Origin of the sequence: Neisseria sp. HMSC070F02 (assembly GCF_001814225.1) — a bacterium.
Taxonomy (GTDB): Bacteria; Pseudomonadota; Gammaproteobacteria; order Burkholderiales; family Neisseriaceae; genus Neisseria; species Neisseria meningitidis.
In genome coordinates this window covers 1-13,140 of the sequence record NZ_KV815393.1, presented here as the reverse complement: position 1 = coordinate 13,140, position 13,140 = coordinate 1, and the positions used below count along the sequence as shown (strand labels likewise).

The window sequence follows — 13,140 nt, the reverse complement described above, 5'->3', positions numbered from 1 at the left end:
GAACGCGAAGCGGCAGAGTTGTCGGCAAAACAAAGGGTCGGGGAAGAGGAACGCCGTCAAACAGCCCAATCCCAGCCGCAACGCCGCAAACGCCGTGCCGCACCGCAGGATTATATGGCAGCTTCCCAAGACCGTCCTAAACGCCGCGGACACCGTTCGGTACAGCAAAACAATGTGGAAATTGCCCAAGCCCAAGCAGAACTTGCGCGCCGACAGCAGGAAGAACGCAAAGCGGCAGAGTTGTTGGCAAAACAAAGGGCAGAAGCCGAACGTGAGGCTCAAGCATTGGCTGCGCGCCGAAAAGCAGAAGCCGAAGAGGCAAAACGCCAAGCTGCCGAACTTGCACATCGCCAGGAAGCAGAACGCAAAGCGGCAGAATTGTCGGCAAACCAAAAAGCCGCAGCTGAAGCCCAAGCATTGGCGGCACGCCAACAAAAAGCCCTTGCGCGTCAACAGGAAGAAGCACGAAAAGCTGCAGAGTTAGCCGTCAAACAAAAAGCGGAAACCGAACGCAAAACCGCCGAACTTGCCAAGCAAAGGGCAGCAGCCGAAGCAGCAAAACGCCAGCAAGAAGCTCGCCAGACCGCCGAACTTGCACGTCGTCAAGAAGCGGAACGCCAAGCAGCAGAGTTGTCGGCAAAACAAAAAGCCGAAACAGATCGAGAAGCGGCAGAATCGGCGAAACGAAAAGCTGAGGAAGAAGAGCACCGTCAAGCAGCCCAATCCCAGCCGCAACGCCGAAAACGCCGTGCCGCACCTCAGGATTATATGGCAGCTTCCCAAAATCGTCCGAAACGTCGCGGACGCAGATCTACTCTGCCGGCACCGCCCTCGCCATCATTTGATTCGTCAGCTTACGCAGCACCCAGGGCCTTGCATAATCCGGACTGGTATGAAAATGACTATGCAGAAATCCCCTTTGATGCGTTGGAAGATGAAGATGTATCCGAATCGGTTGACACATCAGACAAACAGCCTCAAGACAATACGGAACTTCATGAAAAAGTTGAGACAGTGAGTTTGCAACCAAGAGCCGCGCAGCCGCGAGCCCAAGCCGCCACTCAGCCGCAAGCCCAAGCCGCCGCGCAAGCTGATGCAGTCAGCACCAATACCAACTCGGCTTTATCTGACGCAATGGCAAGCACGCAATCTATCTTGTTGGATACAGGTGCTTCATTAACACGGCACATTGCACAAAAATCACGTGCTGATGCCGAAAAAAACAGCGTTTGGATGTCGAACATCGGTTATGGCCGTGATTATGCTTCCGCACAATATCGCCGGTTTAGTTCGAAACGCACGCAAACACAAATCGGCATTGACCGCAGCTTGTCCGAAAATATGCAGATAGGCGGCGTATTGACTTACTCTGACAGTCAGCATACTTTTGATCAGGCGAGCGGCAAAAATACTTTTGTGCAAGCCAACCTTTATGGTAAGTATTATTTAAATGATGCTTGGTATGTGGCCGGCGATATTGGTGCAGGCAGCTTGAGAAGCCGGTTACAAACGCAGCAAAAAGCAAACTTTAACCGAACAAGCATCCAAACCGGCCTTACTTTGGGCAATACGCTGAAAATCAATCAATTCGAGATTGTCCCCAGTGCGGGAATCCGTTACAGCCGCCTGTCATCTGCAGATTACAAGTTGGGTAACGACAGTGTTAAAGTAAGTTCTATGTCAGTGAAAACACTGACGGCCGGACTGGATTTTGCTTATCGGTTTAAAGTCGGCAACCTTACCGTAAAACCCTTGTTATCTGCAGCTTACTTTGCCAATTATGGCAAAGGCGGCGTGAATGTGGGCGGTAATTCCTTCGCCTATAAAGCAGATAATCAACAGCAATATTCAGCAGGTGCCGCGTTACTGTACCGTAATGTTACATTAAACGTAAATGGCAGTATTACAAAAGGCAAACAATTGGAAAAACAAAAATCCGGACAAATTAAAATACAGATTCGTTTCTAAAATACTAAATTCATAGCAAAATAAAATGCCGTCTGAACTCAGGCTTCAGACGGCAGTATTATAGTGGATTAAATTTAAATCAGGACAAGGCGACGAAGCCGCAGACAGTACAAATAGTACGGTAAGGCGAGGCAACGCCGTACTGGTTTTTGTTAATCCACTATATCAGACGGACGAGGTTACAGTTTAATCCCTTTGAGCTTCGCGACGGTATTGATGTCTTTGTCGCCACGACCTGAGAGGTTGACCAGAATCACTTGGTCTTTACCCATTTTCGGCGCATTTTTCACCGCCCAAGCAACGGCGTGGCTGGATTCGAGCGCGGGGATGATGCCCTCATATTTGCACAACAAATCAAAGGCTTCGAGTGCTTCTTCGTCTTTGGCGGCGGTGTATTCGACGCGCTTGATGTCGTGCAGATGGCTGTGTTCCGGGCCGATGCCGGGGTAATCCAAGCCTGCGGAAACAGAGTGCGTACCCAAAACCTGACCGTTTTCGTCCTGCATCAGATAGCTGCGGAAACCGTGCAATACGCCAATCGGTGCGCCCGAAGTAATCGGCGCGGCGTGATCGGGGGTGTTCACGCCCAAACCGCCAGCCTCCACGCCGACGAGGCGCACGTTTTCTTCGCCGATATACGGGTGGAACAAACCGATGGCGTTCGATCCGCCGCCCACGCAGGCAACGGCAACGTCGGGCTGTCTGCCGATGGCTTCCAACATTTGTTCTTTGGCTTCATTGCCGATCACGCATTGAAAGTCGCGCACCATTTCGGGATACGGCGCGGGACCGGCGGCGGTACCGATGATGTAGAATGTGTCATCCACGCGGGCGACCCATTCGCGCATGGCTTCGTTCATCGCGTCTTTCAAAGTACGGCTGCCGCTGTCAACGCCGACGACATTCGCGCCCAATAATTTCATACGGAACACGTTGGGCATTTGGCGTTGGATGTCGTCCGCACCCATGTACACGTCGCAAGTCATGCCGAAGCGGGCGGCAACAGTGGCACTCGCCACGCCGTGCTGACCCGCGCCGGTTTCGGCGATGACGCGTTTTTTACCCATACGTTTTGCCAACAGTGCCTGACCGATGGTGTTGTTGACTTTGTGCGCGCCGGTGTGGTTCAAGTCTTCGCGCTTCAACCAAATTTGCGCGCCACCCAAATGCTCGGACAATCGCGCGGCATGGTAAACGGGGCTGGGCCTGCCGACGTAGTGTTTCAAATCGCGGTGGAATTCTTCCCAAAACGACGGGTCGTTTTTCGCTGCCTTATAGGCATCCGCCAGCTCTTGCAAGGCGGGAATCAGGGTCTCGGAAACATAAAGCCCACCGTGTTCGCCGAAAACGCCCTTCTCGTCGGGTGCGTGGTAATTCTTCATCAGATTTCGTCCTTGTGCTTCAAATTTTCAGACGGCAATTTATAGTGGATTAACAAAAACCGGTACGGCGTTGCCCCGCCTTGCCGTACTATTTGTACTGTCTGCGGCTTCGCCGCCTTGTCCTGATTTTTGTTAATCCACTATATTTTTCAAACATGCCGTCCGAACGGGAAATTGTCGGCAATTATAACTGCTTTTCACACAAGCCCGCCATTTCAAAAAACGCCCGATACGCCGCCGCTTTTTTCGCCAAACTCAAAGGATAGGCACGCGAAGTCGAAGGCAGGCGCGTCAGCGTCAAATCCCGTCCGGCAAACGGAAACGGCACGGTTTCGCCCGTTTTCGGCATTTTGATGCCGCCACCCTGAATATCGAGCAGGATTTCCGTCGCCTTGCCGCCTGTCGTACAAATATGGCGGCACTCGGGCATCTGCGCCAACACCGCCGCCAAATCAACGGTTTCAACTACCTTTAAAAACTTGTCGGACGCATTGCCGTGCTGACGTACCGCTTTCAACACGGTCGGGCAGGACGCAATCCCCCGTTCGTGCAAAAACGCCTTGATTTTCTCGGCATCAAACGCTTTTTCAGACAACCTTTGGAAATGCGCCGCATCATTAAAAAACACCAGCCCGTAAACGCGCCACATATCGTTTTGGAAATTCGGATAATGAAACTGCATCGCGCGTTTGTCTTCCTTGGGCGGAAACGTCCCCATCATCATGACCGCAGCCTTCGGCGGCAACACGGAATCGAAGGGATGGGTTTCGATTTCAAGCAGATTTTCAGACACGTTCAATCCTCCAACAGGCAAAACGGCAGACAGCCGGTTTTTGCACCAAACCGCCAAACACGGCAAGCCTTCAAACAGCATTATCACGCCCTGCCGTTTTCGGTTACAATGCCGACATCAAACGGATACTGTAAACACATTTATGTTTCAACACACAGGACGACACTTAAAGCACCGCCCTATGTGCCATCCTGATTTGGAAGGGGTTACGCCCCTCCCAAATAGAGTCTGATTCTACCGCCCCGAAGGACAGATGTCCAAGTGGCGGGGGTTCAACCGAAAAGGAAACACGATGAAAGAACACAAAGCCCGCAAGCGTTTCGGGCAGAATTTTTTGCAGGACACGCGGATCATCAGCGATATTGTCAACGCCGTGCGCCCGCAGGCGGATGATGTCGTGATTGAAATCGGTCCGGGTTTGGCGGCGATTACCGAACCTTTGGCGAAAAAGCTGAACCGCCTGCACGTTGTCGAAATCGACCGCGACATCGTATGCCGTCTGAAAACGCTGCCGTTTGCGGACAAACTCGTCATTCATGAAGGCGACGTGTTGCAGTTTGATTTCAACGGCATCGCAGGCAAAAAGAAAATCGTCGGCAACCTGCCGTACAACATTTCCACGCCGCTTTTGTTCAAGCTGGCGGAGGTGGCGGACGATGTCGTCGATATGCACTTTATGCTGCAAAAAGAAGTGGTCGAGCGTATGGTTGCCGCGCCGAAAAGCAACGACTACGGCCGCTTGGGCGTGATGTTGCAATATTTCTTCGATATGGAAATGCTGATTGACGTGCCGCCCGAATCGTTCGACCCCGCGCCGAAAGTCGATTCCGCCGTCGTCCGCATGATTCCGGTGAAACACCGCATCGGCAGGGCGGACGATTTCGAGTATTTCGCCAAACTCGTGAAACTCGCCTTCCACCAACGCCGCAAAACCATACGCAACAATCTGAAAAAGCTTGCAGGCGACGATGATTTGCAGGCAGTCGGCATCAATCCGCAAGACCGCGCCGAACATATCGCGCCGGAAAAATACGTAGCGTTGAGCAATTATCTGGCGGGCAAGGCCGTCTGAAAAGGGAGTAAGCCGATGAAGAAATACCTGCTTTTACCCCTGATACTGCCGCTTGCAGCCTGCCTGACCAATCCGAACGACCGTTTTTTTGACGGCAGACGCTACACGCTTCATCATATGGAGCTCCCGTAACGACAACCTGCAACGGCAAATGCCGTCTGAAAGAAAAGACATGATCAAATTCAAAAACGTACACAAACATTTCAAAGACCTGCACGTCATCAACGGCGTAAACTTGGAAATCAAAAAAGGCGAAGTGGTCGTCGTCTGCGGACCTTCGGGCAGCGGCAAATCCACACTCATCCGCACCGTCAACCAGCTTGAAAGCATCGAAAGCGGCGAGATTTGGGTGGACGGCATCAACGTTGCCGACCCAAAAACCGATTTGAACAAAATCCGCGAAGAAGTCGGCTTTGTGTTTCAAAGTTTCAACCTCTACCCGCACCTGACCGTGTTGGAAAACATTACCCTCGCACCGATGAAGGTTAAGGGGCAAAATGCGGAACAGGCGGAGAAAAAGGCAATGGAGCTTTTGGAACGCGTCGGACTGGCACACAAAAAAGACGCCTTCCCTTCCCAACTTTCCGGCGGCCAGCAGCAACGCGTGGCGATTGCACGCGGTTTGGCGATGGAACCGCGCGTAATGTTGTTTGACGAACCGACCTCCGCACTCGACCCCGAAATGGTCGGCGAAGTGTTGAAAGTGATGAAAGACTTGGCAGAAAGCGGCATGACGATGATGTGCGTAACCCACGAAATGGGGTTTGCCCGCGAAGTTGCCGACCGCGTGATTTTCGTCGATAAAGGGCAAATCCTCGAAGACGAAACGCCCGAAGCGTTTTTCACCAACCCGAAACACGAACGCGCCAAGCAGTTCCTGCAACAGGTCATGACCCATTGATGCTATGCCGTCTGAAAACCGAACGTTCAGACAGCATATCCCGACACCGCAAGATGATTGAGAAAGAAAACCATGTATTTTGTTGACCGCACCGCCGTCGTCCTCAAGCCGACCGTCCGCTTTTTGGAATGGCTCAAAAGCACCGACGAAAATATGCCCGACCTGACCATAGAACAGCTTCGTGCCAACTGTTCCGTCTTCCTCGTTCCGCAGTTCGACGAACCGGAAGCCGTCGTTTCCTACTTCGACGAACGCTACCGCCAGATTTTCGAGGCGGAGCTGGCAGGTTGGGACATCAATAAGGATAAATGGCCGCAAGATATGGGGCTGAAGGCGTTTTGGGAATTTTTCGACATCGAAATCCACGATATGGTGTTGGACATGGAAGAAGCGGAATTGAACATTACCCCCGTGTTCGACAACATGATGTAAGGCTGTGCGCGCCTTTCAGACGGCATTGAGGCCGTCCCGCATCCTGAACATCCTGACCGTATCGCTCCACTCGGCTTCCCTTGCCGTCTGCCTGACCTGGTTTTACGGCCGGATGATGTGGTTCGGTTTGGCGGCTTTGGCGGCAAGTTACGCATACTCGCTCAGGATAACGAATCTGAAACACCGCCATGCCATAACCGCCATTACCATAGACCGCGACGGACAGGCGGAAATCGTATCCGGCAAAGAAAAAACGGCAAAGGCGGCGGCACTGTCGGGCAGCAGTATGGTTACGCCTTATGCCTTATTCTTACAATGGGACACCGGCGGCAAAACCGTCCGCCAATGCATCATACCCGACATGACGGACCCGGAATCCTACCGGCGGCTGAAAGTCTGGGTGCTTTGGCGGCAGCCGAAAAAAACCGCCGAAACCGATACACCAAGCTGATTTCAGACGGCATTTGAACACGGAACACTCAATGAAAACACTGCAAGACTGGCTCTCGCATTTGGAAACCGCCCACAGCGGCGGCTTGATCGATATGGGCTTGGAACGCGTAAGCGAAGTGAAAAAACGGATGAAGCTCACGCCGCAATGCCCCGTCGTCGTTGTCGCGGGAACAAACGGCAAAGGTTCGGTCTGCGCCTACCTGACACAGATTTACAAACAGGCGGGCTACAAAACCGGCACACTGACCAGCCCGCATTTATTGCGTTACAACGAACGCATCGCCATCAACGCCGAACCCGTTTCGGACGATACGATTATTGCCTCTTTCGAGCGCATCGAAGCCGCGCGCGGCGAAATATCACTGACTTATTTTGAATTCAATACGTTGGCGGCGGTCGACATCTTCATGCGCGAACAGGTTGACGTGATGATATTGGAAGTCGGCTTGGGCGGACGCTTGGACGCGGTCAACGCGTTTGACGGCGATTGCGCGGTGGTTACCAGCGTGGATTTGGACCATCAGGCATTTTTGGGCGATACGGTCGAGCAGGTCGGCTTTGAAAAAGCAGGCGTGTTCCGCAGCGGCAAACCCGCCATCTGCGGTCAAAATCCCGCGCCCGCATCGTTGCTTTCACACGCCGAAGCCATAGGCGCGAAACTGCTGATGGTGCAGCGCGATTTCGAGTTTCACGCGCTGGAAAACATCCAATGGAACTACCGCTTCCGACCGCAGCATTCAGACAGCCCCGCTCGCAACCGTAATTCCCTGCCCTTCCCCGCATTGCGCGGCGCATACCAACTTTCCAACGCCGCCTGCGCGCTGACCGTGTTGGAATGTTTGAACGACAAATTGCCGGTGGACATCGGTGCAATCAAACGCGGATTGCTGCTGGTTGAAAATCCCGGACGCTTCCAAGTCCTGCCCGGCCGGCCGCTGACCGTTTTGGACGTCGGACACAATCCCCACGCTGCCCGCGCCCTGCGCCGCAGCCTGATTAATTTGGCGTTTGCGCAAAAACGCACCGCCGTATTCAGTATGCTGTCCGACAAAGACATAGACGGCGTGTTGGAAATCGTTAAAGACCAGTTTGACGAGTGGTATATCGCACCGTTGGACGTACCGCGCGGCATGACGCTCGAGAGCCTGCAAAACAAACTGCACGAACACAGCATCGAAAACATACAGACATTCGCCGCCGTCCGCGAAGCTTACCGGGCGGCAGCCTCAAAAGCGGGCGAGAACGACAGAATCGTCGTTTTCGGCTCATTTCATACCGTTGCCGATGTCATGTCGGTACTTTAAAAGGAAACTTCTATGTCCGAAAACAAACAAAACGAAGTCCTGAGCGGTTACGAACAACTCAAACGGCGCAACCGCCGCCGCCTCGTAACGGCAAGTTGCCTGGTTGCCGCCTCCTGCATCCTGCTGGCAGCCGCCCTCAGTTCCGGCCCTGCCGAACAGACTGCCGGCGAAACAAGCGGCGTAGAAAACAAAGCGGCAGGTGCGGCACAAACCCCTGCCTTGAAATCCGCCGCCGACAAACCGCAGGACTTGGCAGGCGAAGACAAGCCTTCTGCCGCCGACAGCGAAATCAGCGAGCCTGAAAACGTAGGCGCGCCGCTGGTGCTGATTAACGACCGCCTCGAAGACAGCAACATCAAAGGTTTGGAAGCATCCGAGAAACTGCAACAGGCAGAAACCGCCAAAACCGCACCGAAGCAGGCAAAACAACGCGCTGCCGAAAAAGTGCCGGCAACTGCCGACAGTACGGATACGGTAGCGGTTGAAAAACAGAAACGCACTGCCGAAACAAAACCGCAAAAAGCGGAACGCACTGCCAAAGCCAAGCCCAAAGCCAAAGAAACCAAAACCGCCGAAAAAGTTGCCGACAAACCGAAAACTGCCGCCGAAAAAACCAAACCGGATACGGCAAAATCCGACAGCGCGGTAAAAGAAGCGAAAAAAGCCGACAAGGCTGAAAGCAAAAAAACAGCCGAAAAAGACCGTTCGGACGGCAAAAAACACGAAACGGCACAAAAAACCGACAAAGCGGACAAGACCAAAACCGCCGAGAAGGAAAAATCCGGTAAAAAAGCCGCCATTCAGGCAGGTTATGCCGAAAAAGAACGCGCCTTAAGCCTCCAGCGCAAAATGAAGGCGGCGGGTATCGATTCGACCATCACCGAAATTATGACCGACAACGGCAAAGTTTACCGCGTCAAATCAAGCAACTATAAAAACGCAAGGGATGCCGAACGCGATTTGAACAAATTGCGCGTACACGGTATCGCCGGTCAGGTAACGAATGAATAACCTCCCCGTTGCCGACCTCCTCGTCTCCGCCATCATCGCCGCCTGCATCGTGCTATCCGCGATGCGCGGCGTGATTGCGGAGGCTGGCTCAATGGCGGCATGGGTGGTTGCCTTTTTTTTCGCCAAACTCTTTGCCGCACCCTTCGCCGACATCGCCTTTGCATCGTTCCAACCCCGCCTGTTTGCATTGGCTCTGTCGTTCATTTCCCTATTCGTCATTGCCTGTCTGATCCAGAAAATACTCCGCTCGCTGCTGACCGGGGCAGTTTCGGCGGTCGGTTTGGGCTTTGCCAACCGCATTTTGGGCGGCGTATTCGGTGCATTGAAAGGCATTTTGATTATTACCCTGCTGGTCATGCTCGCTTCAAAAACCGACCTGCCCGATACCGAAGAATGGCGGCAATCTTACACACTGCCGTTTTTCGTATCGCTTTCCGAAGCCGTGTTGAACCATAGCGGCGGCACGGCGGAAACTCCGGAAGACGATTGATTGCCATACGGATATTTCAGACGGCATTCTCTTTTATGCCGTCTGAAATGTTTTTTCCTTTCCTCAGCCATATCACAGATTAAATCTTATCCTCCATAAACCCACCTATCTGTCCTTCGCTCAAATATTGTCAACAATTCAGGCAAAAAACCACCGTTTACTTTATAATTCCGTTTTACCCTTAAACCTCGAATCGGAGAAGACGATATGTGCGGCGTATTAGGTTTGGTCAGTCATGAACCCGTGAACCAGCTTCTGTACGACGGCTTGCAGATGTTGCAGCACAGGGGGCAGGATGCGGCGGGCATTGCAACGGCGGAAGGCGGTACCTTCCATATGCACAAAGGCAAAGGCATGGTGCGCGAAGTGTTCCGCACACGCAATATGCGCGATTTGACCGGCAACGCCGGCATCGCCCACGTCCGTTATCCTACTGCGGGCAACGCAGGCAGCAGCGCGGAGGCGCAGCCTTTCTACGTCAGCTCGCCGTTCGGCATCGTTTTGGCGCACAACGGCAACCTCACCAACACTGCCGAACTGTATGAAAACGTGTGTAACAAACACCTGCGCCACGTCAACACCAGCTCCGATTCCGAAGTCTTGCTCAACGTATTCGCGCACGAATTACGCCGCGAAGTCTCTAAAAACGCCGACCCGCACCGGCTCAATGCCGACAATATTTTCAACGCCGTTGCCCAAGTCCACCGCCTGGTGCGCGGCGCATACGGTGTGATTGCCATGATTGCGGGCTACGGTATGCTCGCCTTCCGCGACCCTTACGGCATCCGCCCGCTGGTATTGGGTTCGCAAACCGACAGCGAAGGCAGAAAATCCTATGCCGTCGCCTCCGAATCCGTCGCCTTCAACGCGCTTACCTACGATTTGGAACGCGACATCCGGCCGGGCGAAGCGGTATTTGTCGGCTTTGACGGCACAATGATTGCCCGCCAATGCAGCGACCGTGCCAAACTCAGCCCCTGCCTTTTTGAATATGTTTATTTTGCCCGCCCCGACTCTGTGATTGACGGCGTATCCGTTTACCAATCGCGCTTGGATATGGGCGTGTCGCTGGCAGAAAAAATCAAACGCGAGCTGCCCGTGGACGGCATCGACGTTGTGATGCCCATCCCCGACACCAGCCGCCCCAGCGCGATGGAGCTTGCCGTCCATCTCGACAAACCCTACCGCGAGGGTTTGATTAAAAACCGCTATATCGGCCGCACCTTTATTATGCCCGGACAGGCGACGCGCAAAAAATCCGTGCGCCAAAAACTCAGCCCGATGGAAACCGAATTTGCAGGCAAAAGCGTGTTGCTGGTGGACGACTCCATCGTGCGCGGGACGACCAGCCGCGAAATCGTCGAAATGGTACGCGCGGCGGGCGCGCGCAAAGTCTATATCGCCTCCGCCGCGCCCGAAGTGCGCTATCCCAATGTGTACGGCATTGATATGCCCACGCGCGAAGAGTTGATTGCCAACGGGCGCAGCGCGGCGGAAATCGCCGCCGAAATCGGCGCGGACGGCATCGTATTTCAAGACTTGGGCGATTTGGAAGCCGTCGTCAAAGCACTCAATCCGAAAATCGAATCCTTCGATTCGTCCTGTTTCAACGGCATTTATCAGACAGGCGACATCGATGATGCCTACCTCGACCGCCTGTCTGCCGAGAAATCCGGCTGCGGCGGCCTGAAAATCCACCCGAGTAGGATGGAACACAGCATCAGCATCAGCGATGCGGGCGACGAAGAATAAGGCTTCCCAAACCGCGATGCCGTCTGAAATCCGAACGCCGGGTTTTCAGACGGCATTTCCCATATCGGCATCACATTTCCCATTTCATCCGCACGCAATATGAGTACCGAAACCAAAAACTACATTACACCCGCCGGCTGGCAGGCATTGAAAAACGAACTTTACCGGCTGGTCAACAAAGAACGCCCCGAAATCGTCCAAATCGTCAATTGGGCGGCAGGCAACGGCGACCGCAGCGAAAACGGCGACTATCTTTACGGCAAACGCCGTATGCGCGAAATCGACCGCCGCATCCGTTTCCTGACCAAGCGTTTGGAGGCTGCCGTCGTCATCGATCCCGAATTGCGCGAAGCGACCGACCAAGTGTTTTTCAGCGCGACCGTCGGCCTGTTGCGCGGCGACGGGCGCGAGCAAACCGTCAAAATTGTCGGCATCGATGAAATCGATACCGCGCAAAACAAAATTTCTTGGATTTCGCCGTTGGCGCGTTGCCTGATTAAAGCGCGCGAAGGCGACGAAGTGGTTTTGAACACGCCGGAAGGGCGTGAGGAAATTGAAATCCTTTCTGTCGAATACATCAAAATCGACTGATCGGGAATGCCGTCTGAAACGGCACAAACGCATCGTTTCCCAAATAAAGGAATACCGAATGAGGAAAATCCGCACCAAAATCTGCGGCATCACCACACTGGAAGACGCAGCGGCCGCCGCAGCGGCAGGTGCGGATGCCGTCGGGCTGGTCTTTTTCCAAGGCAGCAGCCGGGCCGTCGATATTGCCCGCGCAAAAAAAATCACCGCCGCACTGCCGCCGTTTGTCAGCGTTGTCGCCCTTTTCGTCAACGAAAGCGCGCAAAACATCCGCCGTATCCTTGCCGAAGTACCGATACACATCATCCAATTCCACGGCGACGAAGACGACGCATTCTGCCGCCAGTTCCACCGCCCCTATATCAAGGCCATTCGTGTTCAGACGGCATCAGACATCCGAAACGCCGCCGACCGCTTCCCCGACGCTCAGGCACTGCTGTTCGATGCCTACCACCCTTCGGAATACGGCGGCACCGGACACCGCTTCGACTGGACGCTGCTGGCGGAATATTCGGGCAAACCGTGGGTACTTGCCGGCGGGCTGACCCCTGAAAACGTCGGCGAAGCCGTCCGCATCACCGGAGCGGAAGCGGTCGATGTATCCGGCGGCGTGGAAGCGTCTAAAGGCAAAAAAGACCCAGCCAAAGTCGCCGCCTTTATCGCAACCGCCAACCGCCTATCCCGTTAAAGCAACAAAAATTGCCGCCGGAATGACTTATAGTGGATTAACAAAAACCAGTACGGCGTTGCCTCGCCCTAGCTCGAAGAGAACGATTCTCTAAAGGTGCTAAGCACCAAGTGAATCGGTTCCGTACTATCTGTACTGTCTGCGGCTTCGGTCGCCTTGTCCTGATTTTTGTTAATCCACTATAATCTAAAAAATTTATGCTATTAAATCAGTAATTTCTGATGAATTTTGAAAACTTAATCCCGTCATTCCCGCGCAAGCGGGAATCCGGCTCGTTCGGTTTCGCTTGTTTTAAGTTTCGGGTAA

12 protein-coding genes and 1 pseudogene are annotated in these 13,140 nt (G+C 53.7%); 11 read left to right on the top strand and 2 right to left on the bottom strand.

Going from position 1 to position 13,140, the window contains the following annotated elements; genetic code table 11:
- Positions 1 to 1,968: pseudogene (gene iga / locus HMPREF2959_RS13175) on the top strand (IgA-specific serine endopeptidase autotransporter); the annotation flags it as partial.
- 179 nt (positions 1,969 to 2,147) lie between these two features.
- On the opposite strand, the gene trpB reads toward iga, so the two are convergent.
- Both trpB and HMPREF2959_RS03810 read right to left on the bottom strand, forming a co-directional pair.
- Positions 2,148 to 3,350 carry a tryptophan synthase subunit beta gene (gene trpB, locus HMPREF2959_RS03815; RefSeq protein ID WP_002239575.1) on the bottom strand — a complete coding sequence of 401 codons (1,203 nt, stop codon included), beginning with the start codon at positions 3,348 to 3,350 and terminating at the stop codon, positions 2,148 to 2,150.
- 184 nt (positions 3,351 to 3,534) lie between these two features.
- Positions 3,535 to 4,224: a uracil-DNA glycosylase family protein gene (locus HMPREF2959_RS03810; protein WP_002243365.1), complete on the bottom strand. Its 690-nt coding sequence runs from the start codon at positions 4,222 to 4,224 to the stop codon at positions 3,535 to 3,537.
- Between the two features lie 211 nt (positions 4,225 to 4,435).
- Here HMPREF2959_RS03810 and rsmA point away from each other — a divergent pair, with 211 nt between their 5' ends.
- The 10 genes from rsmA (at position 4,436) to HMPREF2959_RS03760 (ending at position 12,834) form a co-directional block, all read left to right on the top strand.
- The gene (gene rsmA, locus HMPREF2959_RS03805; protein WP_070696405.1) at positions 4,436 to 5,215 is read left to right on the top strand and encodes a 16S rRNA (adenine(1518)-N(6)/adenine(1519)-N(6))-dimethyltransferase RsmA; all 780 of its coding nucleotides are present in this window, start codon (positions 4,436 to 4,438) and stop codon (positions 5,213 to 5,215) included.
- Positions 5,216 to 5,387: 172 nt separating this feature from the next.
- On the top strand, positions 5,388 to 6,116 hold the full coding sequence (locus tag HMPREF2959_RS03800) for an amino acid ABC transporter ATP-binding protein (RefSeq protein ID WP_002235598.1): 729 nt from the start codon (positions 5,388 to 5,390) through the stop codon (positions 6,114 to 6,116).
- Between the two features lie 72 nt (positions 6,117 to 6,188).
- Positions 6,189 to 6,548, top strand: coding sequence for a hypothetical protein (locus tag HMPREF2959_RS03795; RefSeq protein WP_002238895.1), 360 nt, complete (start codon positions 6,189 to 6,191; stop codon positions 6,546 to 6,548).
- 4 nt (positions 6,549 to 6,552) lie between these two features.
- The gene (locus HMPREF2959_RS03790) at positions 6,553 to 6,999 is read left to right on the top strand and encodes a protein YgfX (protein WP_070696403.1); all 447 of its coding nucleotides are present in this window, start codon (positions 6,553 to 6,555) and stop codon (positions 6,997 to 6,999) included.
- 31 nt (positions 7,000 to 7,030) lie between these two features.
- The gene (gene folC / locus HMPREF2959_RS03785; RefSeq protein ID WP_070696400.1) at positions 7,031 to 8,305 is read left to right on the top strand and encodes a bifunctional tetrahydrofolate synthase/dihydrofolate synthase; all 1,275 of its coding nucleotides are present in this window, start codon (positions 7,031 to 7,033) and stop codon (positions 8,303 to 8,305) included.
- Positions 8,306 to 8,317: 12 nt separating this feature from the next.
- A complete protein-coding gene (ftsN, locus tag HMPREF2959_RS03780) occupies positions 8,318 to 9,316 on the top strand; it encodes a cell division protein FtsN (protein ID WP_070696397.1) in 999 nt (332 codons plus the stop codon).
- Entirely contained in the window at positions 9,309 to 9,806 is a 498-nt protein-coding gene (locus HMPREF2959_RS03775) for a CvpA family protein (RefSeq protein ID WP_002237644.1), read from the top strand. The genes ftsN and HMPREF2959_RS03775 overlap by 8 nt, the downstream gene beginning before the upstream one ends.
- 207 nt (positions 9,807 to 10,013) lie before the next feature.
- Positions 10,014 to 11,558 (top strand): amidophosphoribosyltransferase, encoded by a 1,545-nt coding sequence (gene purF / locus HMPREF2959_RS03770; RefSeq protein ID WP_002225492.1) that lies wholly within the window; start codon positions 10,014 to 10,016, stop codon positions 11,556 to 11,558.
- A gap of 99 nt (positions 11,559 to 11,657) precedes the next feature.
- Complete coding sequence (gene greB / locus HMPREF2959_RS03765) at positions 11,658 to 12,149, top strand: transcription elongation factor GreB (RefSeq protein WP_002243360.1); 492 nt, start codon at positions 11,658 to 11,660, stop codon at positions 12,147 to 12,149.
- A gap of 58 nt (positions 12,150 to 12,207) precedes the next feature.
- Positions 12,208 to 12,834: a phosphoribosylanthranilate isomerase gene (locus tag HMPREF2959_RS03760; RefSeq protein ID WP_002243359.1), complete on the top strand. Its 627-nt coding sequence runs from the start codon at positions 12,208 to 12,210 to the stop codon at positions 12,832 to 12,834.
- Positions 12,835 to 13,140: the final 306 nt, after the last annotated feature.

What these genes read in the sequence shown, in the direction of transcription:
- HMPREF2959_RS03800 (WP_002235598.1), top strand. Translation starts at nt 5,388, where the DNA reads ATGATCAAATTCAAAAACGTACACAAACATTTCAAAGACCTGCACGTC.
- HMPREF2959_RS03810 (WP_002243365.1), bottom strand. Translation starts at nt 4,224, where the DNA reads ATGCTGTTTGAAGGCTTGCCGTGTTTGGCGGTTTGGTGCAAAAACCGG.
- purF (WP_002225492.1), top strand. Translation starts at nt 10,014, where the DNA reads ATGTGCGGCGTATTAGGTTTGGTCAGTCATGAACCCGTGAACCAGCTT.
- folC (WP_070696400.1), top strand. Translation starts at nt 7,031, where the DNA reads ATGAAAACACTGCAAGACTGGCTCTCGCATTTGGAAACCGCCCACAGC.
- greB (WP_002243360.1), top strand. Translation starts at nt 11,658, where the DNA reads ATGAGTACCGAAACCAAAAACTACATTACACCCGCCGGCTGGCAGGCA.
- trpB (WP_002239575.1), bottom strand. Translation starts at nt 3,350, where the DNA reads ATGAAGAATTACCACGCACCCGACGAGAAGGGCGTTTTCGGCGAACAC.
- HMPREF2959_RS03795 (WP_002238895.1), top strand. Translation starts at nt 6,189, where the DNA reads ATGTATTTTGTTGACCGCACCGCCGTCGTCCTCAAGCCGACCGTCCGC.
- rsmA (WP_070696405.1), top strand. Translation starts at nt 4,436, where the DNA reads ATGAAAGAACACAAAGCCCGCAAGCGTTTCGGGCAGAATTTTTTGCAG.
- ftsN (WP_070696397.1), top strand. Translation starts at nt 8,318, where the DNA reads ATGTCCGAAAACAAACAAAACGAAGTCCTGAGCGGTTACGAACAACTC.
- HMPREF2959_RS03775 (WP_002237644.1), top strand. Translation starts at nt 9,309, where the DNA reads ATGAATAACCTCCCCGTTGCCGACCTCCTCGTCTCCGCCATCATCGCC.
- HMPREF2959_RS03760 (WP_002243359.1), top strand. Translation starts at nt 12,208, where the DNA reads ATGAGGAAAATCCGCACCAAAATCTGCGGCATCACCACACTGGAAGAC.